This window comes from Pseudonocardia sp. DSM 110487 (genome assembly GCF_019468565.1).
GTDB lineage: Bacteria > Actinomycetota > Actinomycetes > Mycobacteriales > Pseudonocardiaceae > Pseudonocardia.
This window is the reverse complement of record NZ_CP080521.1, coordinates 9,062,807-9,086,283: the sequence shown is the minus strand read 5'-3', so window position 1 is coordinate 9,086,283 and position 23,477 is coordinate 9,062,807. Positions and strand designations below refer to the sequence as shown.

The following is a 23,477-nucleotide window of genomic DNA, read 5'->3' as shown; positions in this document are numbered from 1 at the left end:
AGCGCCACCCGCCGTGGTGTGACCGATTCGCCTGGTCGGGCGGTTGAAACGATCTCGAACACCTGTTCGAATTGAGTCGTGGGATGGAACAACCCGGACGTCCCGTGGCACGAGCTCGAGGCCGCGCTCTCGGGCCGCGCGTGGAACGGCGGGAGCCTCAGCGGCGGCCCGGAGGCCGACGGCGGCGACAGCCCGGCGTGGTCGCGCAAGCGAGAGCCCTACGTCGCCCCGCCGGTCGGCGAGCCGCGCGAGCGCGTGTCCTACGCGGAGCTGCACTGCCACTCCAACTTCAGCTTCCTCGACGGCGCGAGCCACCCCGAGGAGCTGGTCGAGGAGGCGGCCCGGTTGGGCCTGGACGCGATCGCGCTCACCGACCACGACGGCATGTACGGCGTGGTCCGGTTCGCCGAGGCGGCCGCCGAGCTGGGCGTCCGCACGGTCTTCGGCACCGAGCTCTCCCTCGGCCTGTCCGCCTCCCAGAACGGGGTGGCCGACCCGGAGGGCAGCCACCTGCTGCTGCTCGCCCGCGGGCCGGAGGGCTACCGCGCGCTGTGCCGCACGATCAGTACGGCCCAGCTGCGCGGGCAGGAGAAGGGCCGTCCGATCTACGACGTCGACGAGGTGGTGGCCGACACCGCGGGCCAGGTCGTGGTGCTCACCGGCTGCCGCAAGGGCAGCGTGCGGCAGGCGTTGCGCGCCGGCGGGCGCGACGCAGCGGGCAAGGAGCTGCGCAGGCTCGTCGAGCGGTTCGGGGCCGACCACGTCGCCGTCGAGCTCACCCACGCCGCCTTGCCCACCGACACCGAGCTGAACGACGTGCTCGCCGAGCTCGCCCTCGACGCCGGGTTGCCCACGGTGGCCACCACCGCGGCCCACTACGCCACCCCGCGCCGGTTCCCGCTGGCCACGGCGCTCGCCGCGGTACGGGCGCGGCGCAGCCTCGACGAGGCCGACGGCTGGCTCCCACCCGCAGGCACCGCGCACCTGCGCTCCGGCACCGAGATGGCGGCCCGGTTCGACATCCGCTACCCGGGCGCGGTCGCGCGTGCCGCGGAGATCGGCACCGCGTGCGCGTTCCCGATCCGCCTCGTCGCGCCGGACCTGCCGCCGTTCGACGTCCCGCCGGGCCACGACGAGGCGAGCTGGCTGTGGGAGCTGATCCGGCGCGGGATGATCGTCCGCTACGGCAGCCACGCCGAGCACCCCGAGGCCGTCGAGACGATCCGGCGCGAGTTCGAGATCATCGAGAAGAAGAACTTCCCCGGCTACTTCCTGATCGTCCACGACATCGTCGAGTTCTGCCGCAAGGCCGACATCCTCTGCCAGGGTCGCGGCTCGGCGGCCAACTCCGCCGTCTGCTACGCGCTGGGCATCACCAACGTCGACGCGGTGGCGATGGGGCTGCTGTTCGAGCGCTTCCTCTCCCCGGCGAGGGAGGGCTACCCGGACATCGACCTCGACATCGAGTCCGGCCGCCGCGAGGAGGTCATCCAGTACGTCTACGCCAAGTACGGGCGCGGGTGCGCCGCCCAGGTGGCCAACGTGATCACCTACCGGCCGCGCTCGGCCGTCCGCGACATGGCGAAGGCGTTCGGGTTCTCGCCGGGCCAGCAGGATGCGTGGAGCAAGCAGATCGAACGCTGGGGCGGCCCGGTGGCCGACGTGCCCGTCGAGATACCCGATCAGGTCGTCGGCCTGGCCAACGAGCTGCTCGGCTTCCCGCGCCACCTCGGCATCCACTCCGGCGGCATGGTCATCTGCGACCGGCCGGTGTCGGAGGTGGTGCCCGTCGAGTGGGCGCGCATGCCCGGCCGCACCGTCGTGCAGTGGGACAAGGACGACTGCGCGTACGCGGGGCTCGTCAAGTTCGACCTGCTCGGGCTCGGCATGCTCACCGCCCTGCACCTGATGCTCGACCTCGTCGAGGAACACCACGGCAAGAAGATCCAGCTGCACGAGCTGCAGCCCACCGACGACGCCGTCTACGAGATGCTGGCGCGCGCCGACTCGGTCGGGGTGTTCCAGGTGGAGTCGCGGGCGCAGATGGCCACGCTGCCCCGGCTGAAGCCGCGCGAGTTCTACGACCTGGTCGTCGAGGTCGCGCTGATCCGGCCCGGCCCGATCCAGGGCGGCTCGGTGCACCCCTACATCCGCAGGCGCAACAAGCTCGAGAAGTGGGAGCACGACCATCCGCTGCTCAAGGGCGCGCTGGACAAGACGCTGGGCGTGCCGCTGTTCCAGGAGCAGCTCATGCAGATCGCGGTGGACGTCGCCGGGTTCTCGGCCGGCGACGCCGACGAGCTGCGGCGCGCGATGGGCGCCAAGCGCTCGGAGGAGAAGATGGAGCGGCTGCGTGATCGCTTCTTCGACGGCATGGCGGCCAACGGCATCACCGGCGAGGTGGCGGACGGGATCTTCCGCAAGATGATCGCGTTCGCCAACTTCGGCTTCCCGGAGAGCCACGCGATCAGCTTCGCGTCGCTGGTCTACTACAGCGCCTGGTTCAAGCTGTACTACCCGGCCGCGTTCTGCGCTGCGCTGCTCAACGCGCAGCCGATGGGCTTCTACTCGCCGCAGTCGCTGGTGGCCGACGCCCGCCGGCACGGCGTGCTCACCCGCGGCGCCGACGTCAACCTCGGCCGGGCCGAAGCGATCCTGCAACCCGATCCGCTCTCCACCGGAGGGCAGGCCATCCGGCTCGGGCTCGCCGAGGTGCGCGGCATCGGGCAGGAGCTGGCCGATGAGATCGACGCGGAGCGCGACCGGGGCGGGCCCTACCGCGACCTCGCCGACCTCGCCCGGCGCGTCCGGCTCACCGTGCCGCAGGCCGAGGCGCTGGCCACCGCCGGCGCGTTCGGCAGCTTCGGCATCGACCGCCGCTCGGCGCTGTGGGCGGCCGGGGTGGTCGCGGCCGTACGGCCCGAGCAGCTGCCCGGCACGGCCGTCGGGCTGGAGGCGCCCGCCCTGCCAGGGCTCACCGACGTCGAGCTCACCGCGGCCGACATCTGGGCCACCGGCGTCTCGCCAGGCACCCACCCGATGCAGCACCTGCGCGGGAAGCTCGACGCACTCGGCGCCGTCCGGATCGACGCGCTGGACGCGATCGGCCGCACCGTCCCGCCCGGCGACCCGGAGCACGCGATGCCACGGGTGCTGGTCGGCGGGCTCGTCACCCACCGGCAGCGCCCGGCCACGGCCCGCGGCGTCACCTTCCTCAACCTCGAGGACGAGGGCGGCATGCTCAACGTCACCTGCTCGGAGGGGCTGTGGGCGCGCTACCGCACGGTGGCGGTCAGCAGCACGGCGCTGCTCGTGCGCGGGCGGTTGGAGCGCAGCCCCGAGGGCGTGCTCAACCTGGTGGCCGACCGGCTGCAGAAGCTGGCGCTCACGGTGCCGGTGAAGTCGCGCGACTTCCGGTGACTCGGACGCGAGGTGGCTGCCAGCGCTGTTCGATCTTGTCCGATTCGCGCTGGGTGCCATCTCGATCGCATCGGTTTGATCCGACGAGAAATCGGGTGCTCGGCGCCGGCCGGCCCGGGACGATCCGTTCATGCGGCTCGTCGACGCGAAGCAGACCTGGCGCACGGACGGATTCGTCGTCCTGCCGAGCTACCTGTCCGCAGCCGACCTGTCGCCCCTGCCCAACTGGCACCCGCGCGCCGACACCGGCCGCGGCGGCGATCGGTTCGTCGCGACGGCCGGCCGCCCGGGCCTCTACGACGCCGAGGTATCCGCCGCGGGTCCTGCCGGAACGGTCGTGGCGTTCACGCCGGACACTCTGCACCGGGGCACGGCGCTGACCCGACCGGGTGGCGCGAGGTTCACGATGCAGCTGAGCTTCCGCACCGCCGCGGCCGAATGGGCACAGCGGCAGGGCTGGCCGGATCGCAGCCACGACCCGGCCTGGTACCGGTTCGTCGAGCGGGCCACGCCCCACCAGCTGGCCCTGTTCGGCTTCCCGCCGCCCGGCCACCCGCTCTGGACGGCCGAGACGCTGGCCGGGACGGCGCTCCGCTACCCCGGCCTCGACCTCGCGCCGTGGGCGGGAGCGCTGTGACCGGCGTGATGATCAGGAACCGGGTGGCGGCCGATGTGCCTCGATGCATCGAGGCGCTCGCCGAGGTTCACCAAGCCGGCCACTATCCGATCTTCTGGCCCGAAGACCCCGCGAAGTGGCTGAGCCCGTCGAACCTGCTCGAAGCATGGATCGCCGAGCGATCGAGTGCGATCGTCGGACACGTCGTGCTCGTCGCGGGCGGCGACGTTCCGGATGGGCTCCCGTCCCACGGTCAGCCGCTCGCCACGGTGAAGCGCCTGTTCGTGACGCCGACGGCACGGCGGCAGGGCGTCGGTGAGCGGCTACTCGCCCACGTCCAGGCCTGGGCCGTCCGGTCGGAACTGTCGCTGGTCCTTGACGTCGTCGGGCCGGGAGGCGATGCGGCCATCTCTCTCTACGAACGCGCAGGTTGGCGCCAAACGGCGAGCGCGACGGTCGACTGGACGACGCCGGAGGGCCATCCGGTCACCGTCCGATACTTCCGGCCGCCGGAGTGATCGTGGTCGCCGGGTGCGCTCCGGCCTCGGCGATCACGAGCAGGCGGTCGTCATTCGACTGCGACCGTTCGCCCCTGATCGCTGCTGGTGCGCGAAGCGTGCACGGGAGGGGCGTGCCGAGCAGGCGGCTCATGGCTCGGCGGGTGCGGTCGGCCGCTGTCCGGTCGCGGGAGAGCCGCAGCGCGTGGTTCAGCGCGAGCATCTGCCCGGTGAGCTCGAAGACCACCTGGTCGACATCGGTGCTCGCGGGTAGGTCGCCGTCCTCGGTGGCTCGGACGACGTGACGGCGGAGGGCGTGCTGCCACATGTCGCTCAGCGCGGCGACCGCGTCGCGCACCGGTCCGCCGCGGTCGTCGAACTCGCTGGCCACCGCGGTGAAGAAACAGCCGCCGGGGAAGACGCCGCGCTCGAGGTAGGACACCCATGCCGCGCACAGTGCGAGCAGTCGTGGCATGCCCGGCAGGGTGCTGCGCGTCACCGGCCACGTGACCTCGCGGGCGAAGACCGTCGCCGCGGTGTCGACAACGGCCAGTTGCAGGTTCTCCTTGCTGCCGAACTGCCCCAGCACGCCGGACTTGCTCATCCCGGCCGCGGTGGCGAGCCGGCCGATCGTGAGCCCCTCCAGGCCGTCGACTGACGCGATGGCGAGTCCGCGCTCGAGCAGGTCCACACGCGTGCGGCGGGCTTCGGCCACCGACCTCCTCGGGCTCATGACGCGATCCTAGTCATGCTTTAGAGTCCGATCGTTCGGACGCTATCTTTCGTCGAAGGAGCCTTCATGCCGGGAACCCGGATCGCCGCCGTGGGACACCACCAGCCCGAGCACGTCCTCACCAACGACGACCTCGGCCGCATGGTCGACACCGATGACGCCTGGATCCGCAAGCGGACGGGGATCGGCACGCGGCGGATCGCCCGCACCGAGTCGGTGACGGACATGGCCTCGGCGGCCGCCGACAAGGCGCTGGCAGCGGCCGGGCTCGCACCGGAGGACGTCGACATGGTCGTCGTCGCCACGTGCACCGCGATCGAACGCTGCCCGAACACGGCCACGCGCGTCGCCGGGCGGCTCGGAATCCCGGCCGCCGTCGGATTCGAGATCAACAACGCGTGCGCGGGCTTCAGCACCGCCCTGGCAACGGCCGACCACGCCGTACAAGCCGGTGCGGCCCGCCACGCCCTGGTCATCGGGGCGGAGAAGATGAGCGACGTCACCGACTGGACGGACCGCTCCACCTGCGTCCTCCTCGGCGACGGCGCGGGCGCGGTGGTCGTGAGCGGTGGCGGCGAGGGCAGCGGAATCGGTCCGGTGGTCTGGGGTTCGGATCCGACGGGCGGCGACGCGGTCCTGATCGACGGCGGATGGCACCCGCGCTTCCGCCAGGACGGGCGGGCGGTCTACCGCTGGGCCACGACCTCGATGGCGCCTGTTGCCCTCGAGGCCTGCCGCCGAGCGGGCGTCGATCCGGCCGGCCTCGGCGCGGTCGTCACCCACCAGGCCAACCTGCGGATCATCGAGGCCATCGTGCGGCAGCTGGGCGTCGATCGGGCAGTGGTGGCTCGGGACGTCGTCGACTCGGGCAACACGTCGGCGGCCTCGATCCCGCTCGCGCTGGCGAAGCTCGTCGAGCGCGGCGAGGTACCCACCGGGGCGCCCACGCTGCTGCTCGGCTTCGGCGGTGGGCTCTCGTGGGCGGCTCAGGTCGTCGCGTGCCCGTAGTCGCGGATGATCAGTCGTCCGGCAGGTCGGAGGCGAGCTGTCGGCAGAAGGCTGCCGCGTCGGAGCCGGTCAGGCTGACCCGTGGGAGGGTGTCCACGTGGATCAGGGGGACGATGGCGAGTACACCGATCTCGACCTGTCGGAGCTGCGCCCAGGGGACGAGCCGTGGCGGCGGCGCCGGTTCGTGCGCTGCAGCTTCGTGGAGGCCGACCTGCGGGGTCTGGTCACCGAGTCCTGCACGTTCGACGAGTGCGACTTCACCGGCGCCGACCTCGGCGATTCGGTCCACCGGGCCGGCGCGTTCCGAACGTGCCGGATCGTGCGGGCCACGCTCGGCGGCGCGACGTTCCGCGGCTGTTCGCTGATGGGCGCGTCGCTGGTCGACTCCCGGCTGCGCCCGATCGCCCTCACCGACTGCGACCTCACGCTCGCCGCCCTCGGCCGGGCCGACCTGCGGGATACAGACCTGTCGGGGTTGCGGATGCGCGAGGCGAACCTGGTGGAGGCCGACCTGCGCGGCGCGGACCTGCGGGGCGCCGACCTCACCGGGGCGCGACTGTTGCGGGCCCGCTTGGACGGTGCGGACCTGCGCGGGGCCCGGATCGACCCGAACGGCCTGGTGCAGGCGCGGCTGGCAGGGGCATCAGTGGACGTCGAGCAGGCCATCGCGTTCGCGGCGGCCCACGGCCTTCGCGTCGCCTGACACACCGACTTCTGCACCGATGTCGGTGTGTGACCGCCTGCCACCACAGCCCGAGCAGAACCGCGACAGTTGTCGAACGGTTGCCGGCGCACCGGCCGATGAACGGCACCCGCCGGGCTGGGAGGATGGTCGCGTGACGGCGACGGTGATGGACGGCAAGGCCACGCTGCAGGAGCTGCTCGGCGAGCTGGCGGGGCGCGTCGAGAAGCTGCAGGCGAACGGCGTGACACCGGGACTTGGCACGCTCCTCGTCGGCGACGATCCGGGTTCGCACTCGTACGTGCGGGGCAAGCACCGCGACTGCGCCAAGGTCGGCATCACCTCGATCCAGCGGGAGCTGCCGGCCGACGCCACGCAGGCCGACGTCGAGCGGGCCGTCGACGAGCTGAACGCCGACCCGGCCTGCACCGGGTTCATCGTGCAGCTGCCGCTGCCGAAGGGGCTCGACGCCGGTGCGGCGCTGGGACGGATCGACCCGGTGAAGGACGCCGACGGGCTCGCCCCGGTGAGCCTCGGGCGCCTCGTGCTCGGCGAGCCGGGGCCGCTTCCGTGCACGCCGCGCGGGATCGTCGAGCTCTGCCGCCGCTACGGCGTTGATCTGAACGGCGCCCGCGTCACGGTTGTCGGCCGTGGGGTCACGGTCGGCAGGCCGCTCGGGCTGCTGCTCACCCGACGCTCCGAGAACGCCACCGTGACGCTGTGCCACACCGGCACGAAGGACCTCGCAGCCGAGGTGCGCCGCGCCGACATCGTGGTCGCCGCGGCCGGCGTGCCGGGGCTGATCACCGCCGACATGGTGCGGCCTGGGGCCACCGTCCTCGACGTCGGCGTCACGCGCACGGAAGCCGGGCTGGTCGGGGACGTCGCACCCGAGGTGGCCGAGGTGGCCGGGCTGCTCGCGCCGATGCCGGGCGGTGTCGGGCCGATGACGCGGGCGATGCTGCTGACGAACGTGGTCGAGGCAGCCGAGCGGGCGGTGGGTGAGCGGTCATGACCGAGCTCCGCTCCCGCGTTCCGGTGTACGTGCCGATGACGTTCGTGCTGCTCATCGCGGGTACGGGCATGGTCAGGACGCTCACCCAGCACTGGCGGGAGGGGGCGGTGCTGCTCGGCGGTGCCCTGATCGTGGCGGCGGTGTTGCGGCTGCTGCTGCCGACCGACCGGGTCGGGCTGCTCGCGATCCGGAGCCGCCCGATCGACGTGCTCTGCTACGGAGGCCTGGGCACGGTGATCGCCGTGCTGGCCATGACGATCACAGCGAGCCTGCTGAACGGCGGGTGAGCATGACCGAGCGACGGCTGCGCCCGCTGCGCCCCGAGGAACTCGATCCCGATCAGCGTGCGGTGTACGACGCGCTCGCCGATCCACCCGGCCGGGTCGGCCGGTACCCCGACGGCGGTCTACAAGGCCCGTTCGACGCGATGCTGCGCGCCCCGCGGTCCGGCGCAGCCCTGCAGGCGGTGGGTGCGGCGCTGCGGTACGGCAGCGTGCTGCCCGAGCGGGTCCGCGAGCTCGCGACGCTGCAGGTGGCCGCCCATCACCGCTCGGACTTCGAGTGGTACGCGCACGCCCCGCTCGCGGCCGCCGCCGGGCTGCCGGCGGCACTCCTGGAGGCGGTCCGCACCGGCGGCCCCGTCGAGCCGGACGACCCGGCGGAGCGCGCTGCCGCCTCCGTCGTCTCCCAGCTGCTGGAGCGCGGCGACGTCGACGACGACGCATGGGCGGGCGCCGTGGGCACGCTCGGCGAGGCCTGTGCGGTCGAGCTCACCACTCTCGTCGGCTACTACTCGCTCCTCGCGATGCAGATGCGCGTGCTGCGGGTGCCGCTTCCGGACGGCGCCGCGACCGTCGCATTCCCGGCATGATCGGGGAATGACCGACCGCTCGGAACGGATCGTCGACACGCTGGTCGAGGCCTTCGCCGACCTCATGACCGCCGATCCCGCCGCATTCCGGACGAAGTTCCGAAAGATGGCGGCAGATCCGTTCGCGTTCTACCGCGGCAGCGCCTGTCTGTTCTACGCCGACGTCGCGGAGCGGGACGATCCGTGGGCCGACGAGCGGACGAGCCGGATCTGGATCCAGGGCGACCTGCACGCGGAGAACTTCGGCACCTACATGGACGGCGACGGGGTGCTGATCTTCGACGTGAACGACTTCGACGAGGCGTACGTCGGGCACTTCACATGGGACATCACTCGGTTCGCCGCGAGCATGGCGCTACTGGGCTGGCGAAAGGCGATCTCGGACACCGACATCTCCCGTCTCGTCGAGCGGTACGTGCAGGGCTACCTCGACCAGGTGCGGTGGTTCGTCGACCAGACCGACGACCGCGGCTTCTCGCTGCGGCTCGACACCACGGAAGGCGCGGTCCACCAGGTGCTGCAGCTGGCGAAGCTGCGCACCCGGGTCGGGCTGCTCGACGCCATCACCGAGGCCGAGGGCTTCGACCGGGTGCTGCGCGCTGTGCCGGGCCTGCGCCGGCTCGACGAGGCGGAGCGGGCTGTGGTGACGGGCGCGTTCGAGCGCTACCTGAGCACGATCCCGGCGACGAAGCGGCTGCGCGGTGTCGCGTACACCGTGAAGGACGTGGCGGGGCGCTCCGGCTTCGGTATCGGCAGCGCGGGGCTCCCCGCCTACACCGTGCTGATCGAGGGCTACAACCAGGCGCTGGACAACGACGTGGTGCTGTCGATGAAGCAGGGCAACGTCGCGGCGCCCTCGCGGGTGGTGGCCGACCCGGCGATCGCGGGGGCCTTCCAGCACCACGGTCACCGCACCGCGGTGTCGCAGCGGGCGCTGCAGGCCCACGCCGACCCGCTGCTGGGGTGGACGGACCTGGACGGCGTCGGGTTCGTGGTCAGCGAGGTGTCGCCGTACGAGGCGGACCTGGACTGGTCGGAGCTCACGGAGCCGGCCGAGATCGCCCCTGTCGTGGACTACCTCGGCCGGGCCACGGCGAAGGTCCACTGCGTGGCCGACTCCGACGCCGACCACTCGCTCGTGCCGTTCCAGACCGAGGAGGCGATCGCCCGCGTCGTCGCGGGACGGGAGGAGGACTTCGTGTCGTGGGTGGTGGAGTTCGCCCACGACTACGCCGCGCGGGTGCGGGAGGACCACGCCCTCTTCGTCGACGCGTTCCGGCACGGCCGGATCCCTGGCGTCGCCGCCTCCGCCGGCTCCTAGTGTCCCGAACCGGAAGTCCACCACATAACTCGACGGCCCAGCTTCCCGCTGGGCGCACCGGCGTACCGGCCGAGTACGCCCGGTACGAGGCGCGGTCCGCCGGCACACCCAGCGGAAACCTGGATCCGCCGATTTATGCACCGGACTCCCGGTTCGGGACACTGCCGTCAACCACGCGCGTACAGCTCGCGCACGAGATCCTCGATCGACGGTTCGACGACGGTCACGTCGCGCAGTTCCACCCGCGCCGCCACCGCCGCTATCAGCGCGGCCGCGGTCGTGTCGCCCGGCGTGAACGCGAGCCGCTGGCGCAGGCCGTCGGCCTCGACACGGACGTCACGCACTCCGGCCAGGTCCGTCAGCGGAGCGGCAGGCTTGGCCAGCTCGACAACGACCTCGCGGGCGCCACCCGAGCGGGTGCGCAGTGCGTCGATGCTGTCGTCGGCCACGACCTGGCCGTGGTCGATCACGACGACCCGCCGGCAGAGCCGCTCGACGTCGGGCAGGTCGTGCGTGGTGAGCAGGATCGTCATGCCGTCGACGAGGTTGACCTCCTGCAGGAAGGCGCGCAGCCGCTCCTTGCTCACCAGGTCGAGCCCGACGGTCGGTTCGTCGAGCACCAGCAACTGGGGGCCGTGCAGCAGGGCGGCGGTCACCTCACCGCGCATCCGCTGACCGAGCGACAGCTGCCGTACCGGCACGTCGAGGAACGGGCCGAGCTCGAGCACGTCGACGCACCGCTCCAGCCGTGCGCGATGCTCCGGTTCGGGCACGCGGTGGATCGCCCCGAGGAGTTCGAAGCTGTCGCGCAGCGGCAGGTCCCACCACAGCTGGCTGCGCTGGCCGAACACCACGCCGAGCTTGCGGGCGAGCTCGCGGCGTTGCCGCGTGGGGTCCAGCCCGCAGACCCGCAACCGGCCTGCCGTGGGGACGAGGATGCCGGTCAGCATCTTGATCGTCGTCGACTTGCCCGCACCGTTCGGGCCGAGGAAACCCACGGCCTCACCTGGCGCGATGCGCAGGTCGACGTCGCTCACCGCGACGACGCGGCGCCGCGCGCGACGGCGGCCGACCGAGAACTCCCGACGTAGCGCTTCCGTCTCGACGACGGTGCTCATGACCCGGCTCCCTGGTAGTGGCGGACGGCGGTGCGCCAGACGAGCGCCGCGGCGAGCACGGCGGCGACGGCGACGAGAGGGGAGGCGTAGCGCAGGGCGTGTGGCAGGCCGAGCGGGTCGGGCCGATCCAGCAGCGCGAGAGCGGGGAAGTAGGCGACGAACGCGGACGGCACCGCGAAGCAGAGCAGGCCGCGCAGCCACGGTCCGAACACGGTGATCGGGTACGAGGTGGTCAACTGCGAGCCGTATGTGAACGCGTTGGCGATCTCGCGGCCCTCGATCACCCAGAACGACACCGAGCACGTGACCACCCAGATGGCGCTGGTGATGGTCGCGCCGATCAGCGGCGTGCCGAGGATGAGCAGCGCGTTCAGCGGCGTGGGCTCCACCTCGCCCTGCACCAGGACGACGACGAGCACGACCGCGCCGACGGCCGCCCGGCCGAGGCGGCGCAGCTGCAGATCGCTCGTCATGAGCTGGGGGAGCAGCCCGAGCGGCCGGGCGAGCAGCACGTCCAGCTCGCCCGTCCGGATCCAGCGCGGCAGCTCGTCGAGCTGGCCGACGGCGAGGTCCGCGAGGCCGAACGAGATCCCGGCGAACCCGTAGATCAGCAGCACCTCGTCGCGGGTGAAGCCGCCCAGCGACTCGACCTGCGCGAACACGACGAGGATCACGGCGAGCTCGTTGGCCTGGGCGATCGCCTGCCCGAGTGCGTCGAGACCGAACGAGACGGGATAGGCGAGCTGGCTGCGTACCCGCGACCCGAGGATCCGCAGGTGAACACCGAGGTCAGCCACCCTGCACCACCAGCTTCCGGGTCGCTCGCGCGAGGACGACCTGCCCGGCGGCCAGCAGGAGCGCCGCCCAGAGCACCTGGTGGGCGAGCAGGGCGGCCGTCGCGCCGCGCTCGCCGAACACGTCGATCGGCGTCTGCAGCATCGCCGGGAACGGCGTGGCGTACAGCGCGATCCGGAGCGGCTCGGGGAAGTAGGCGATCGGGACGGTCAGGCCGCACAGCACCCCGGTCGCCGCCGCGTAGACGGTGACGACGCCGCGGTTGTCGAGGAGCCAGAACGCGGCCAGATCGAGCAGGAAGCGCGCCGCGAAACTGATCACCACCGCGAGCACCGTCGACAGCGCGAAGACCAGCACCGTCCACGGGCTCTGCGGCCACCGGAACGGCAGGACGAGCGCGCCGAACAGCACCGGCGGCGCGAACCTGATCAGCATGGCGTGTCCGGCTCGCCCGAGGTCCTGCGCGAGTGTCGCGGCCTGGAGGTTCCACGGCCGGCCGAGGTCGATGGCGACGTCTCCGGATCGCACGCGCTGGGCGAGCTCCCGGTCCGGCCAGATCATGACGACCGCGAGCAGGCCCTGGCCCAGCCAGACGAACGTGCCGGTGTCGGCGGCGTCGTAGCCCGCCGCGCTGCCGGTCTGCTCGACGACGGCGAGCAGTACGGAGACGCGCAGGAACCCGAACACGGTGTTCGTGAACAGCCCGGCGAGGCTCGCCGCGAGGTAGACGGAGTGGCGCCGGAAGCCCGCCCTGACCAGGTGGAGGTAGGGCCTGAGCACGTCTGTCGACGCTAGACCCGGCCGCAACCGGTTTTCCCGCGTCTCATCGCTGCCGTCCAGGCGCAGCGACTTCACACACCCAGTGGCCGCTTCACACAAGGCCCGCCTTGTGTGAAGTCGGTGCTGGGTGTGTGAAGTCGCCTGTGGTGGCGCCACCGAGCGCCCACGGCCAGGAGCGGCGCCGCGTCCGTCAGCAGCTGCGCATGATGCGGCTGACTTGGTCATCCGTGAGCGCGGGGACGGGCAGTGGATGAGCCGCCTGCGCGCGCAGGCCGTCGAGGACGAAGCCGAGGTGGCGCCGCCACGCCTGCGGATCGACGTCGCCGGTGGCCTCGATGGTCCTGGTGATCGCCCAGGTCACGAACGCCATGTCGGCCAGCACGAAGTCCGGCCGCAGCGCGCCGCTTCGCTTCGCGCGCTCGACGATCTCGGTCATCAGCTCGTGGCCCCGCAGGTGGTCCGGGGTCGGCGCGGCCTGGGGGATGCTGCGGGCGGAGAGGTCGTTGTAGCCGCGGTCGGCGGCCTGCATCCGGCAGACCTGCTCCACGAAGTGGACGAACCCCGCCCACGCGTCATTCATCGCCAGCGCGTGCTCGGCGATCTCGATGACCGTTTCGCGTCGGTCGGCGAACACCGCGGCCACCAGGTCGGCCCTGGTCGGGAAGCGGTTGTACAGCGTGCCGATGCTCACGCCCGCCCGGCGGGCGACATCGTCCAGCGCCACGTCGAGGCCGCGCTCGGCGAACACCGCGCGCGCGGCCTCGACGAGCCGCTCGCGGTTGCGCTGGGCGTCCTTGCGTAGGGGCATGGTCCATCCAACAAGTTGACGAAGTCCTCAGGTTACCGGTAGGAATTTGAGTATGACCTCAACTTCGCGCAAGGTGATCGCGGTCCTCGGGGCCGGTCCGGGCCTCGGGATGTCGATGGCCCGGCGGTTCGGCCGGGAGGGCTTCGCGGTGGCGATCGTGTCGCGCACCGACGCGCGGCACGGCGGGTACCGGGCCGAGCTCGCCGCCGACGGGATCGACTCGCGCAGCTACGCGGCCGACGTCACCGACGCGGAGCAGGTGCGTGACGTGCTGGCGCGGATCGCCGCCGAATTCGGTGAGATCGACACCGTCTACTACGGTCCGGCGTCCGCGAGCTTCGGTTCGGGCATCGTCCCCCTCCCGGAGGCGGATGCGGCCGCCGTGCGGGCCCCGCTCGATGGGCTGCTGCTGCCGGCCGTGGGGGTCGTCGCCGCGGCGCTTCCGCCGATGCTGCGGCGCGGCGACGGAGCGCTGTTCTTCGGTGGCGGGCTCAGCGGCCTGCGGCCGATGCCGATGCTGGGCAACCTCGCACCCGCGGCCGCCGCCCTGCGCATGTACGTCCTCACACTCGCCGCGGCGGTGAAGGAGCAGGGCGTGTTCGCGGCGACGCTCACAATCGGCGGGCTGATCGAACGCGGCGACATCCACCGCATGTTCCTGGAGCAGGGCACGCCGCTGCCCACCCTCGATCCCGACGACATCGCCGACAAGGCGTGGCACATGTACGTGGCCCGCGACGAGGCGGAGGCGGTGTTCGACGTGCTCACTTCGGTGGCGTGAGCCCCGGCCGAGGTTCAGGAAAGCCACATTCCTGGCCCGCACGGTCGTGAATGTGGCTTTCCTGAACTCGAGGAACCTCAGAACTCCGCGAGCGCCCCGTTGAACGTCGCGCTGGGGCGCATGACCTCGTCGGCCTTCGCCTTGTCGACGAAGTAGTAGCCGCCGAGCTCGACCGGTGCGCCCTGCACGCCGTTCAGCTCGCCGACGATCTTCTCCTCGTCGGCGGCGAGCCGCTCGGCGAGCGGGGTGAAGATCGCGGCCAGCTCGGCGTCCTCGGTCTGCCGCGAGAGGGCCTGGGCCCAGTGGAGCGCGAGGTAGAAGTGGCTGCCGCGGTTGTCGAGCTCGCCCGCCCGCCGGGACGGGGACTTCCCGGTCTCCAGCAGCGCGCCGGTGGCGTCGTCGAGGGCCTTGCCGAGCAGCGCGGCACGCGGGTTGTCGGTCTTCTCGGCGAGGAACTCGAGCGAGACGGCCAGCGCGAGGAACTCGCCGAGGGAGTCCCACCGCAGGTGGTTCTCCTTGACGAGCTGCTGCACGTGCTTGGGGGCCGATCCGCCCGCACCGGTCTCGAACAGCCCGCCGCCGTTCATCAGCGGGACGATCGAGAGCATCTTGGCGCTCGTGCCCAGCTCCATGATCGGGAACAGGTCGGTGAGGTAGTCACGCAGCACGTTGCCGGTGACCGAGATCGTGTCCTCGCCGCGCTTGGCCCGATCCAGGGTGTAGCGGGTGGCCTCGGCCACCGGGAGGATCTCGATCGTCAGGCCGTCGGTGTCCTCCTCGGCGAGGTAGGCGCGCACCTTCTCGATCACCTGGGCGTCGTGGGCGCGGGTCTCGTCGAGCCAGAACACGGCGGGCCAGCCGGTGGCGCGGGCGCGCGAGACGGCCAGCTGCACCCAGTTGCGGATCGGGGCGTCCTTGGTCTGGCAGGCGCGCCAGACGTCGCCTGCGGCGACCTCGTGCTCGAGCAGCGTGGTGCCGGCGCCGTCCACCACGCGGACGGCGCCCGGCGCGCTGATCTCGAAGGTCTTGTCGTGGCTGCCGTACTCCTCGGCCTTCTGCGCCATCAGTCCGACGTTCGGGACGGTGCCCATCGTCGTGGGGTCGAAGGCGCCGTGCTCGCGGCAGAAGGAGACGGCCTCGGCGTAGAGCGCGGCGTAGGAGGAGTCCGGGATCACGAACTTCGTGTCCTGCAGCTCGCCATCGGCGTTCCACATCTGCCCCGATGTGCGGATCGCGGCGGGCATCGAGGCGTCGATGATGATGTCGCTCGGCACGTGCAGGTTGGTGATGCCCCGGTCGGAGTCGACCATTGCCAGCCCCGGGCCGCTCTCGTAGGTGGCGGTGATCGCCTTCTCGATCGCGTCCCGCTTCCCGGCGGGCAGCTTCTCGAGGGCGGTGAGGATGCTCGCGACGCCGTTGTCCGGGTCGGCGCCGACGCTCGCGAGGTCGTCGCCGTACTGCGCGAAGAGGTCGGCGAAGTAGATCTGCACGGCGTGCCCGAACAGGACCGGGTCGGAGACCTTCATCATGGTGGCCTTGAGGTGCACCGAGAACAGCACGCCCTTGGCCTTGGCGTCGGCGACCTGCTCCGCGAGGAACGTGCGCAGCGCCTCGACCCGCATCACCGCGGCGTCGACGATCTCGCCCGCCTGCACCGGCACCGACGGCTTGAGCACGGTGACGGTGCCGTCGGCGGCCACGTGCTCGATCCGCAGCTCGGTGGCCTCGGCCGCGGTGACCGAGCGCTCTGAATGCCGGAAGTCGCCGTCCGACATCGTGGCGACGTGGGAGGTGGACTCGCCCGACCACGCGCCCATCGAGTGCGGGTGCTTCTTCGCGTAGTTCTTCACCGACGAGGGCGCCCTGCGGTCCGAGTTGCCCTCGCGCAGCACCGGGTTGACGGCGCTGCCCTTGACCGCGTCGTACGCGGCGCGGGCGGCGCGCTCGTCGTCGGTGCCCGGATCGTCCGGGAAGTCCGGCACGGCGTACCCGGCGGCCTGCAGCTCCTTGATCGCGGCCTTGAGCTGCGGGATCGAGGCGCTGATGTTGGGCAGCTTGATGATGTTGGCGGCCGGCGTCTTGGCGAGCTCGCCGAGCTCGGTGAGCGAGTCGGGCGCCAGGTCGAACGCGGCGAGGATGCGCCCGGCGAGCGAGATGTCGCGCGTCTCGACCTCGACGCCCGCCTTCCCGGCATACGCCTCGATGATCGGCAGGAACGAATGCGTGGCCAGCGCTGGCGCCTCGTCGGTGTAGGTGTAGATGACCTTCATCTTCTGCTTCGGCCTGCCTCGGGACGGTGTGGTCGGACGGTCGGTCGGACTCGGACACGCTATCCCGAACCACGAGTGCACCGCGTCATGAGGCGCGGGAGGCCACATGCCCGCTACCGTGGGTTTCCACACGCTCTCGGGGAGGCATGGTCGTGGCCAGGATCACGGTTCCCAAGTTGGAGGCCTCCACCTTCAAGGGGTGGACGTTCGTGTTGGTCGCGGGCGTGGTGCTGGCGATCCTCGCGATCATCGACCGTGGCGGGCTGGGCGAGATCACGGCGGCAAACGGCTCCACGAGTTGCCAGCTCGAGGTGGTGACCGACGAGCTGAACGTCCGCAACGGGCCGAGCCAGGGCGCCGCGCTGGTCGAGACGGTGCCCCGGGGCGCACGCATCGACGGCACCAAGGTGGTCACCGACGGCTTCCGAGAGCTGGAGGAGGGCCGCTGGGCGGCCGACCAGTTCCTGTCCCCGCTGCCGGGCTCGGACTGCGCCTGAAAGTGATCATCACCCAGCCGTCGACCGGTGACGCTCCATGACCGGATTCAGCCCCACTCGGATGATCGGCGGGCGGTACGTCGTGCTGGGGGGCATCGGCGGCGTGAACCGTTCGGTGTGGCGTGCCGCCGACCGCGTGACGGGTCGCCAGGTGGTCGTGTCGGAGCTGCACCTGCCCGCTGATCCCGACGAGCGGCGGCTCGCCCGTGATCGGTTGCTGCGGGTGGCGCGGACCGCGGGCCGGCTCCGCCATGCCGGGTTCGTCGCCATCCACGACGTGGTCACCGACGCCGACGTCGACCACATCGTGACCGAGCTCGTGGAGGCGCCCACGCTCGCCGAGCGGGTGGCGACCGACGGTCCGCTGGATGAAGACGCCGCGGCCGCGATGGCTCGGCAACTGGCCGCGGCGCTGCACGCGGCGCACGGCGCCGGCATCGTGCACGGCGACCTCGGCCCGCACACGGTGCTGCTCGGATCGGACGGGAAGGTGCACCTCGCGGGCGTGGGCGTCGCCGAGGCCGCGGACCCGCGGCGCACGACCCGCGACCCGGCGTACCTGGCCCCGGAGCTGCGTGATGGTGGGCAGGCGACCCCCGAGTCGGACCTCTGGGCGTTCGGCGCGACGCTGCACTTCGCGCTGCTCGGCCGTCCTCCGGTGGAAGGCGTCGTGCCGGAGGCCGGGGGCGGCGTGTTGGCGGACACGATCGTCGGGCTGCTGCGGCAGACGCCGCGGGACCGGCCCGCGGCCCGGCAGGTGGTCGGCACCCTCGACGCGGCGCGGAAGCGGGCAGGCGCGGCTCCCGCCCGCACGCGCCGCTGGATGTGGGCGGCAGGGGGAGCGGTGCTCGGCCTGCTGGTTGGGCTGGCCGTGGGGTTCGCGCTCGCGGCGCCGCGGATCGAGGCGCTCACCTACGGGCCGGACGGCGACGTGCGGTTCGGCGGAACGGCCGCGTGCCTGGACGCGGTGCCGGCCGCGGGCGCGGTGGTCGGTGCCGCGGACTGCGCCGGCCCGCACGGTGCCCAGATCGTCGCGTCCCTCGACGCGTCCGGCGAGCGATACCCGGGACGGGACGCGCTCGTCCGGCTCGCGGCGGGAGGGTGCGGGCCCGCGTTCGACGTGGCGGTCGAGCCACCCCGGCGGGCCGGCCTCGCACTCGCGGCGCTGGTCCCGACCCAGGCGGCGTTCGAGGCCGGCGACCGTGCCGTGCACTGCGTGGTCACCCACGGGAAAGTGGGATGACGGGCGTGGTCTGATGCTGGGGTGAGCACCGCGACACACCGCAACATCGACCTCGTGGTCGCCGCCCTCACCGCGGGCGGCGCCGACCCCGCGCGGGTGGCGCGCCTGCAGGTGCTGCCCGACGCCGTCACCACCGCCGCTGCCGCGGCCGCCGCGCTCGGCGTCGAGGTGGGGCAGATCGCGAACTCGCTCGTCTTCGACGCCGACGGCGACCCGCTGCTCGTGCTGACCTCCGGCGCGCACCGGGTGGACACCGCCAAGGTGGCGCAGCTGGTCGGCGTGCAGCGCGTGCGTCGGGCGTCGCCGGAGTTCGTGCGCGCCGCCACCGGGCAGGCGATCGGCGGCGTGGCCCCCGTCGGGCACCCGAAGCCGTTGCGCACGCTCGTCGACAGGGCGCTCGAGGCGTACGACGAGGTGTGGGCGGCAGGGGGGATCCCGCATGCCGTCTTTCCGACGAACTTCGGCGAGCTGGTCGTGGTGACCGGGGGCGAGCCGGCGGATGTGGCGTAGGCGGCAGGGACGTTCAGCCGGCCTAGGAGGGTCCTGAACAACTCGGGCCGTAGCGCGCAGTAGGCCTGAGTTGTTCAGGGCGCTCCTAGGTGACGATCAGCAGGTCCACGCGCTGTTGGTCGTCGAGGATGAGGTAGGTGATCATTCCGAGTCCGCCGAACGGGAGCTGACGCACGGGGCCGTCCGGGTTGGAGTCGTTGACCGGTAGTCCGTTCCAGGGAACCAGCTCGAGGGCGCTGAGTGCGTCGGCCAGCGCGGCCAGTGCGATCTGCGGCAACGCCGCGATCTGCTGTTCGGCCAGCGGATCGACGTCGAGCGAGTAGGTCACTCGGGTAGTCCGAGTTCCGCCTTCAGCTGGTGCCAGGGCGTGGCCTGGGGGTGGCGTTCTCCGGTGCGGAGTCGTTCTTCGGCGCCGACGAGCGCGGCCCGGTAGCGGTCCGGTCCGGTCGCGGTGGTCACCCACGCCACCCGCCGCCAGGTGTTCAGCGTTCGGTGGACGTCGGTGAGATCGAGCTCGCGGGTGGCGCGAGCCATGACGTCCTGCCACTGGCGGTCGAACTCGGCCGCGTCCTCGGGGAGGAGGGCGGCGCACACTTGGGCAGGGGAGGCGTCGGCGAAGGGCGGCCGATCGGGTGCCGGAGCGGACTCGGCGGCGGCCATGCCAGCACGATAGCCCGGGGCGACGACATCCTCGGCCGATCCGCAGCCGCGGGTCGGCGCTGGCTGTCGACACGACAGGAGATCACCGAACGATGTCAGATCGATCGGCGACCCCGCAGGCACGGTACCGCGACCCACCGCAACATCGACCTCGTGGTCGCCGCCCTCACCGCGGGCGGCGCCGACCCCGCGCGGGTGGCGCGCCTGCAGGTGCTGCCCGACAGGCGGCCGGCCACGTCCCGTCTGCGCGGATCGGCCGAAGCCGGCAGCGGACGCGGTCAGAGGCCGATGTCGGCCAGCCACTGGCCCGTGGTGCGGGGAGTGACACCGAGCAGCTTCTGAGCGGAGTTCTCGGGGGTGATGGCGCGGTCCGGGAGCGTGCCCATGGCTGCGTACATACCGGCGACGTCTGTGGCGGGGCCCTCGCCGATCACGGGCGCGACAGAGGTGCGCATCTGCTCGGGGGTGATCGCCTCGAAGACCACGTCCTTGCCGAAGTGGGCGCCGAAGGCTTGGGCCAGGTCCGGGCCGGTGAACGCCGGGTACTGGCCGACGGAGACCACGCCGGTGACGTCATGGCGCTCGAACAGGGCGAGAGCGGCGTCGGCGACATCGAGGTGGGACGCCCAGGAGACGGGGAAGTCGGCGCGGATCGGGTAGGGCAGTACGCCCCGCTCGTGGACCGCGTCGAGGACGTAGGGCATGAGCAGGTTCTCCAGGTACAGCGTGGGCGCGATCACCGCGTGAGACAGCCCGATGTCGGCCAGGCCGCTGACCAGCAGTGCGGCCGCGCCGCCGGTCTCGGGGTCGGCCGGGGCGCCGCTGGTGGAGAACACCACGCGGGCCGGGCGTGCCGCGCGGAGGGCGGCGACGATGTTGCGCGCGTAGGTCTGGCGGTCCGCTTCCGAGACCACCGGCAGATGGATGAACACCCCGTCGGCGCCGCGGTAGGCGCTGGTCAGCTCGTCGGCGGAGTCGTATCCGGCGGCAACGACGCGGGCCCCGGCGACGACGGTGTCCGGGTTGCGGGTCAGAGCGGCTACGGGCTTGCCCCCCGCGGCGAGAGCAGCGACGACGGGGGCGCCCTGGGAGCCGGTGGCGCCGTGAATCACGTAGGTCATGGAAGCCATTAGTGCATGCGATACATCAGTTACATCAACTGCACTAATGGGGGTACGGTCCAAAATGTGACCGATCCCTGCCTTCCCGAGTGCGGTGTCGCCCGGTTCCTCACGCTGCTCAACGGGCCGTGGGCCACCCTGATCGTGCGTGAACTCCTGCACGGCCCTCACCGCTTCAACCAGCTGCGCGAGGCCCTGCCAGGCATCAGCCCCCACACCCTGACGAGCCGGCTGCGCCAGTTCGAGCGGCACGGCATCGTCACCCGCACCACCTACGCAGAGATACCGCCGCGCGTCGTGTACGAGCTCACCCCTCTCGGCGAGGGACTGCGCGACGTCCTGGAGGCCATGGGGACCTGGGCCATGGCGGTGCCGGATCCCCGGGCCGGCGTGACCGCCTGACCTACGCTTCCCGCCGGCGGGCGCGGAGTGTCGTGGATCTCACCGCTCGGGTTGAGCCGCGGCCGCATGCGGTGGGTTCCGATTCGTTCAAGCCGGCCGGGGCTCGTGGCTGCCATCGTGGGCCACATGATCAGACGAATCGTTGCGTACGCCGATGGGGACGACCTCGCCGCCTCCCGGGACTTCTACGTGGAGGGCCTCGGGTTGACGGTCACGATGGAGGACCCGGTCCTCGGGCTCGCCTCGCCGGCCAACCCCATGGCGCAGATCCTGATCCCTCCGCGAGGGATGGAGAACCCGCCACCGCGTTTCGGGATCGACGTCGGGGACCCGGAGGCCGTCGATGCCGCGCACGCCGAGGCCGTGCGTCGCGGACTGCGCGTCGTGTACCCGCTCGCCGTCGAGCGGTGGGGCGTTCGTCGCTTCTTCGTGGAGGATCCCGGCGGCACCGTGATCAACGTGCTCGCCCACCTGCGCTGACCGGTGCCACCGCCGGCACCCGACAGGCGTGAGCGCCGCGGCACGAAGCAGCGTGTCCCCTGTGCGGCGCCCCCCGCGGGCACGGAACCCGGGTCCGTCCGTATGGTGCCGCGCAATGGCTTTGGACAGGAACACCGCGACCACTGACCGCGCGCCCGAGCACGAGGCCGCCGACGAACCGAACGTCCAGGAGTCGAAGGAGCCGTCGGCGGCACCTTCGGACTCCGCCTCGCCGGAGCCCGAACCGGCCGTCACCGAGTCCGTCACCGAGTCCGTCACCGAGGGCTCGGCCACTCCGGTCGCAGCGGACCCGCGGATCGGCGGCTCCAGCCATGAGGGCGACGACAACGCCGCCGGCACGGCCGATGGAGTCGGGGCAGGCGCCGCGGCCGTCGTGAGCGCGGGGCTCGCGCTGTCCTCGGTCACCGGTACCGGGGTCGGCGACATGCTGCGTGCCCGCGCGGAGATCGTCGGTCAGATCGAGGCCAGTGTCGGCGGTGCCGCGGTCGACCAGGTCGACGCCTTCTACGGCTCGCCGTGGCACACCGCCGCGCTCGTCAACGGCGCTGTCGCGCTGGTTGCCGTCGTCATCGGAGCGGTGCTGCTGGCTGCGCAGTCGGGCAAACCCACCGTCCGGGCGTGGGTCCGAGCCGTGGCGCTCGGCGGGGTCGTGCTCGGGGGGATCGGGCTGCTCGTCGCCGTGGGCATGTACCTCGACCTGTTCGCCGCGGCGCCCGTGCTGCCCCAGACGCCACAGCTCGGCGGCTGAGCGGGCTGCTGTCGCGGTACGGCTAGCGCTTGACCCTGTAGCGCAGGTGCAGCACGCGGTCGCCCTGGACCACGTGGTCGGGATCGTCGAGGAGCACCGTGCCGGTGTGGCTGCCGAAGAAACGCACCCCTTCGCCGAGAACCACCGGGACGACGTCCATCGCGACCTCGTCGACCAGCCCTGCCGAGAACGCCTGCCCGCCGACGTCGCCTGCGGTCACGTCGACGAGGCCGTCGCCCGCGAGCTTCTTGGCGAGCGCGATTCCCGCCTCGACCGAGTCGGCGGTGTGGAACGGTGCGTCCGGGTGGGCGGCGAGCCACTCCTCCGGCAACGGCCGATGGGTGACGACGACGAGCTCGTCTCCGGCGGCCGGCTTGCCGTCCCAGCCGTTCGTGGTGTCGAACAGGTGGCGGCCGATCACGGTCACCTTGATCGCGTCCCAGAAGGGCTGGACGTGCTCGGCGGAGGTCCGCGAGACGGGGAACGTCCAGCCGCTCGCACTGGCGGACAACTCGGTGTCGCCGTTGAAGTACCAGTCGAACAGCGGCCCGACCGTGTCGTCGGGATAGGCGATGTAGCCGTCCACCGACACGACCGCCTGCATGACCACTCTGGCCATCTCTGCTCCTCAGCCGAACGTCGGGACGATCACGTGCGCCGGCTCCACGAGGAACGCCTCGCGGTCCTCGCCCCGCGGGTACGAGCCGCCGGTGTACTTGGCGAAGATGCGATCGACGATCTCCCAGCCCGCATCGCCGCCGACCCGCTTCACCACACGGCCGCGGACCAGTGCGCTACGGACCAGGTTCTCCGGGTCGGCCACGGAGATCGCGATGCGGTCGTCCGCGGCGAGGTTGCGACCCTTCCGTGAGTTGGGTGAGGTGAAGAACGCGAGGTACTCGCCCTCGATGTCGATCATCACCGGAACCGAGTGCGGCCCGCCGTCGGGCAGGAGTGTGGCGATGTGGGCGATGTTCGGCCCGGCGAACAGGGCGCGGGCCTCGTCGTTGAGCACGGTCATTCCTGGGTCCTCCTGGGTGTCGCCGCACCGGGCGTCGGGTCCGCGGCCGCGGACGGGAT

General features: G+C 72.0%; 27 protein-coding genes. 16 read left to right on the top strand and 11 right to left on the bottom strand.

Going from position 1 to position 23,477, the window contains the following annotated elements; translation table 11 throughout:
- The first annotated feature begins 78 nt into the window (after window positions 1-78).
- The 3 genes from K1T35_RS42700 to K1T35_RS42690 all read left to right on the top strand — a co-directional run bounded on the left by K1T35_RS42700 (window position 79) and on the right by K1T35_RS42690 (window position 4,554).
- Entirely contained in the window at window positions 79-3,420 is a 3,342-nt protein-coding gene (locus tag K1T35_RS42700) for an error-prone DNA polymerase (protein ID WP_220257349.1), read from the top strand.
- 130 nt (window positions 3,421-3,550) lie between these two features.
- Window positions 3,551-4,057 (top strand): hypothetical protein, encoded by a 507-nt coding sequence (locus K1T35_RS42695; RefSeq protein ID WP_220257348.1) that lies wholly within the window; start codon window positions 3,551-3,553, stop codon window positions 4,055-4,057.
- On the top strand, window positions 4,054-4,554 hold the full coding sequence (locus tag K1T35_RS42690) for a GNAT family N-acetyltransferase (RefSeq protein ID WP_220257347.1): 501 nt from the start codon (window positions 4,054-4,056) through the stop codon (window positions 4,552-4,554). The genes K1T35_RS42695 and K1T35_RS42690 overlap by 4 nt, the downstream gene beginning before the upstream one ends.
- On the opposite strand, the gene K1T35_RS42685 is transcribed toward K1T35_RS42690, so the two are convergent.
- The gene (locus tag K1T35_RS42685) at window positions 4,523-5,266 is read right to left on the bottom strand and encodes a TetR/AcrR family transcriptional regulator (protein WP_220257346.1); all 744 of its coding nucleotides are present in this window, start codon (window positions 5,264-5,266) and stop codon (window positions 4,523-4,525) included. The two genes, K1T35_RS42690 and K1T35_RS42685, sit on opposite strands and share 32 nt — an antisense overlap.
- Window positions 5,267-5,332: 66 nt before the next feature.
- Between K1T35_RS42685 and K1T35_RS42680 the strand changes: the two genes are divergently transcribed.
- The 6 genes from K1T35_RS42680 (at window position 5,333) to K1T35_RS42655 (ending at window position 10,163) form a co-directional block, all read left to right on the top strand.
- The gene (locus K1T35_RS42680) at window positions 5,333-6,274 is read left to right on the top strand and encodes a beta-ketoacyl-ACP synthase 3 (protein WP_220257345.1); all 942 of its coding nucleotides are present in this window, start codon (window positions 5,333-5,335) and stop codon (window positions 6,272-6,274) included.
- Between the two features lie 97 nt (window positions 6,275-6,371).
- Window positions 6,372-6,977 carry a pentapeptide repeat-containing protein gene (locus K1T35_RS42675; protein WP_370645250.1) on the top strand — a complete coding sequence of 202 codons (606 nt, stop codon included), beginning with the start codon at window positions 6,372-6,374 and terminating at the stop codon, window positions 6,975-6,977.
- Window positions 6,978-7,110: 133 nt separating this feature from the next.
- On the top strand, window positions 7,111-7,971 hold the full coding sequence (locus K1T35_RS42670) for a bifunctional methylenetetrahydrofolate dehydrogenase/methenyltetrahydrofolate cyclohydrolase (protein WP_220257344.1): 861 nt from the start codon (window positions 7,111-7,113) through the stop codon (window positions 7,969-7,971).
- Window positions 7,968-8,258, top strand: coding sequence for a DUF3017 domain-containing protein (locus tag K1T35_RS42665; RefSeq protein WP_220257343.1), 291 nt, complete (start codon window positions 7,968-7,970; stop codon window positions 8,256-8,258). Before K1T35_RS42670 ends, K1T35_RS42665 begins: the two co-directional genes overlap by 4 nt.
- Window positions 8,259-8,260: 2 nt before the next feature.
- Window positions 8,261-8,842 (top strand): carboxymuconolactone decarboxylase family protein, encoded by a 582-nt coding sequence (locus tag K1T35_RS42660; RefSeq protein WP_220257342.1) that lies wholly within the window; start codon window positions 8,261-8,263, stop codon window positions 8,840-8,842.
- A 7-nt stretch (window positions 8,843-8,849) separates the two neighbouring features.
- Window positions 8,850-10,163 (top strand): DUF2252 domain-containing protein, encoded by a 1,314-nt coding sequence (locus K1T35_RS42655; protein ID WP_220257341.1) that lies wholly within the window; start codon window positions 8,850-8,852, stop codon window positions 10,161-10,163.
- Window positions 10,164-10,330: 167 nt separating this feature from the next.
- Here K1T35_RS42655 and K1T35_RS42650 read toward each other — a convergent pair whose 3' ends face one another.
- The 4 genes from K1T35_RS42650 to K1T35_RS42635 form a co-directional block, all read right to left on the bottom strand.
- A complete protein-coding gene (locus K1T35_RS42650) occupies window positions 10,331-11,281 on the bottom strand; it encodes an ATP-binding cassette domain-containing protein (protein WP_220257340.1) in 951 nt (316 codons plus the stop codon).
- The gene (locus tag K1T35_RS42645) at window positions 11,278-12,078 is read right to left on the bottom strand and encodes an ABC transporter permease (protein WP_220257339.1); all 801 of its coding nucleotides are present in this window, start codon (window positions 12,076-12,078) and stop codon (window positions 11,278-11,280) included. Before K1T35_RS42645 ends, K1T35_RS42650 begins: the two co-directional genes overlap by 4 nt.
- Entirely contained in the window at window positions 12,071-12,856 is a 786-nt protein-coding gene (locus K1T35_RS42640) for an ABC-2 family transporter protein (RefSeq protein ID WP_255621302.1), read from the bottom strand. The genes K1T35_RS42645 and K1T35_RS42640 overlap by 8 nt, the downstream gene beginning before the upstream one ends.
- A 190-nt stretch (window positions 12,857-13,046) precedes the next feature.
- Window positions 13,047-13,664 (bottom strand): TetR/AcrR family transcriptional regulator, encoded by a 618-nt coding sequence (locus K1T35_RS42635; protein WP_220257337.1) that lies wholly within the window; start codon window positions 13,662-13,664, stop codon window positions 13,047-13,049.
- A 52-nt stretch (window positions 13,665-13,716) separates the two neighbouring features.
- On the opposite strand from K1T35_RS42635, the gene K1T35_RS42630 reads away from it, so the two are divergent.
- Window positions 13,717-14,445: an SDR family oxidoreductase gene (locus K1T35_RS42630; RefSeq protein ID WP_220257336.1), complete on the top strand. Its 729-nt coding sequence runs from the start codon at window positions 13,717-13,719 to the stop codon at window positions 14,443-14,445.
- 77 nt (window positions 14,446-14,522) lie between these two features.
- Here K1T35_RS42630 and K1T35_RS42625 read toward each other — a convergent pair whose 3' ends face one another.
- Window positions 14,523-16,715 carry an NADP-dependent isocitrate dehydrogenase gene (locus tag K1T35_RS42625; RefSeq protein ID WP_220257335.1) on the bottom strand — a complete coding sequence of 731 codons (2,193 nt, stop codon included), beginning with the start codon at window positions 16,713-16,715 and terminating at the stop codon, window positions 14,523-14,525.
- Window positions 16,716-16,867: 152 nt separating this feature from the next.
- On the opposite strand from K1T35_RS42625, the gene K1T35_RS42620 reads away from it, so the two are divergent.
- The 3 genes from K1T35_RS42620 to K1T35_RS42610 are packed head-to-tail and all read left to right on the top strand — an operon-like array spanning window position 16,868 to window position 18,965.
- Window positions 16,868-17,212, top strand: coding sequence for an SH3 domain-containing protein (locus K1T35_RS42620; RefSeq protein WP_220257334.1), 345 nt, complete (start codon window positions 16,868-16,870; stop codon window positions 17,210-17,212).
- A gap of 37 nt (window positions 17,213-17,249) precedes the next feature.
- A complete protein-coding gene (locus tag K1T35_RS42615; protein WP_220257333.1) occupies window positions 17,250-18,455 on the top strand; it encodes a protein kinase in 1,206 nt (401 codons plus the stop codon).
- Window positions 18,456-18,476: 21 nt separating this feature from the next.
- Window positions 18,477-18,965, top strand: a complete 489-nt coding sequence (locus K1T35_RS42610) for a YbaK/EbsC family protein (RefSeq protein WP_370645249.1) — start codon at window positions 18,477-18,479, stop codon at window positions 18,963-18,965.
- 85 nt (window positions 18,966-19,050) lie between these two features.
- On the opposite strand, the gene K1T35_RS42605 is transcribed toward K1T35_RS42610, so the two are convergent.
- The 3 genes from K1T35_RS42605 to K1T35_RS42595 form a co-directional block, all read right to left on the bottom strand.
- On the bottom strand, window positions 19,051-19,293 hold the full coding sequence (locus tag K1T35_RS42605) for a hypothetical protein (protein WP_255621301.1): 243 nt from the start codon (window positions 19,291-19,293) through the stop codon (window positions 19,051-19,053).
- Window positions 19,290-19,625, bottom strand: coding sequence for a DUF6247 family protein (locus K1T35_RS42600; RefSeq protein WP_220257332.1), 336 nt, complete (start codon window positions 19,623-19,625; stop codon window positions 19,290-19,292). The genes K1T35_RS42605 and K1T35_RS42600 overlap by 4 nt, the downstream gene beginning before the upstream one ends.
- A 278-nt stretch (window positions 19,626-19,903) precedes the next feature.
- Window positions 19,904-20,746 (bottom strand): SDR family oxidoreductase, encoded by an 843-nt coding sequence (locus K1T35_RS42595; RefSeq protein WP_220257331.1) that lies wholly within the window; start codon window positions 20,744-20,746, stop codon window positions 19,904-19,906.
- Window positions 20,747-20,812: 66 nt separating this feature from the next.
- On the opposite strand from K1T35_RS42595, the gene K1T35_RS42590 reads away from it, so the two are divergent.
- The 3 genes from K1T35_RS42590 to K1T35_RS42580 all read left to right on the top strand — a co-directional run bounded on the left by K1T35_RS42590 (window position 20,813) and on the right by K1T35_RS42580 (window position 22,397).
- Complete coding sequence (locus K1T35_RS42590) at window positions 20,813-21,148, top strand: helix-turn-helix domain-containing protein (RefSeq protein WP_220257330.1); 336 nt, start codon at window positions 20,813-20,815, stop codon at window positions 21,146-21,148.
- 126 nt (window positions 21,149-21,274) lie between these two features.
- Window positions 21,275-21,628 (top strand): VOC family protein, encoded by a 354-nt coding sequence (locus K1T35_RS42585; protein ID WP_220257329.1) that lies wholly within the window; start codon window positions 21,275-21,277, stop codon window positions 21,626-21,628.
- A 115-nt stretch (window positions 21,629-21,743) separates the two neighbouring features.
- A complete protein-coding gene (locus K1T35_RS42580; RefSeq protein WP_220257328.1) occupies window positions 21,744-22,397 on the top strand; it encodes a hypothetical protein in 654 nt (217 codons plus the stop codon).
- Between the two features lie 22 nt (window positions 22,398-22,419).
- Here K1T35_RS42580 and K1T35_RS42575 read toward each other — a convergent pair whose 3' ends face one another.
- Window positions 22,420-23,016 carry a dihydrofolate reductase family protein gene (locus K1T35_RS42575; protein ID WP_220257327.1) on the bottom strand — a complete coding sequence of 199 codons (597 nt, stop codon included), beginning with the start codon at window positions 23,014-23,016 and terminating at the stop codon, window positions 22,420-22,422.
- 9 nt (window positions 23,017-23,025) lie between these two features.
- Window positions 23,026-23,418 (bottom strand): pyridoxamine 5'-phosphate oxidase family protein, encoded by a 393-nt coding sequence (locus K1T35_RS42570; RefSeq protein ID WP_220257326.1) that lies wholly within the window; start codon window positions 23,416-23,418, stop codon window positions 23,026-23,028.
- Window positions 23,419-23,477: the final 59 nt, after the last annotated feature.

Coding starts and splice junctions, on each gene's coding strand:
- K1T35_RS42625 (WP_220257335.1), bottom strand. CDS start 16,715: ATGAAGGTCATCTACACCTACACCGACGAGGCGCCAGCGCTGGCCACG.
- K1T35_RS42570 (WP_220257326.1), bottom strand. CDS start 23,418: ATGACCGTGCTCAACGACGAGGCCCGCGCCCTGTTCGCCGGGCCGAAC.
- K1T35_RS42580 (WP_220257328.1), top strand. CDS start 21,744: ATGGCTTTGGACAGGAACACCGCGACCACTGACCGCGCGCCCGAGCAC.
- K1T35_RS42650 (WP_220257340.1), bottom strand. CDS start 11,281: ATGAGCACCGTCGTCGAGACGGAAGCGCTACGTCGGGAGTTCTCGGTC.
- K1T35_RS42665 (WP_220257343.1), top strand. CDS start 7,968: ATGACCGAGCTCCGCTCCCGCGTTCCGGTGTACGTGCCGATGACGTTC.
- K1T35_RS42635 (WP_220257337.1), bottom strand. CDS start 13,664: ATGCCCCTACGCAAGGACGCCCAGCGCAACCGCGAGCGGCTCGTCGAG.
- K1T35_RS42695 (WP_220257348.1), top strand. CDS start 3,551: ATGCGGCTCGTCGACGCGAAGCAGACCTGGCGCACGGACGGATTCGTC.
- K1T35_RS42600 (WP_220257332.1), bottom strand. CDS start 19,625: ATGGCCGCCGCCGAGTCCGCTCCGGCACCCGATCGGCCGCCCTTCGCC.
- K1T35_RS42630 (WP_220257336.1), top strand. CDS start 13,717: ATGACCTCAACTTCGCGCAAGGTGATCGCGGTCCTCGGGGCCGGTCCG.
- K1T35_RS42655 (WP_220257341.1), top strand. CDS start 8,850: ATGACCGACCGCTCGGAACGGATCGTCGACACGCTGGTCGAGGCCTTC.
- K1T35_RS42680 (WP_220257345.1), top strand. CDS start 5,333: ATGCCGGGAACCCGGATCGCCGCCGTGGGACACCACCAGCCCGAGCAC.
- K1T35_RS42575 (WP_220257327.1), bottom strand. CDS start 23,016: ATGGCCAGAGTGGTCATGCAGGCGGTCGTGTCGGTGGACGGCTACATC.
- K1T35_RS42660 (WP_220257342.1), top strand. CDS start 8,261: ATGACCGAGCGACGGCTGCGCCCGCTGCGCCCCGAGGAACTCGATCCC.
- K1T35_RS42595 (WP_220257331.1), bottom strand. CDS start 20,746: ATGACCTACGTGATTCACGGCGCCACCGGCTCCCAGGGCGCCCCCGTC.
- K1T35_RS42685 (WP_220257346.1), bottom strand. CDS start 5,266: ATGAGCCCGAGGAGGTCGGTGGCCGAAGCCCGCCGCACGCGTGTGGAC.
- K1T35_RS42615 (WP_220257333.1), top strand. CDS start 17,250: ATGACCGGATTCAGCCCCACTCGGATGATCGGCGGGCGGTACGTCGTG.
- K1T35_RS42585 (WP_220257329.1), top strand. CDS start 21,275: ATGATCAGACGAATCGTTGCGTACGCCGATGGGGACGACCTCGCCGCC.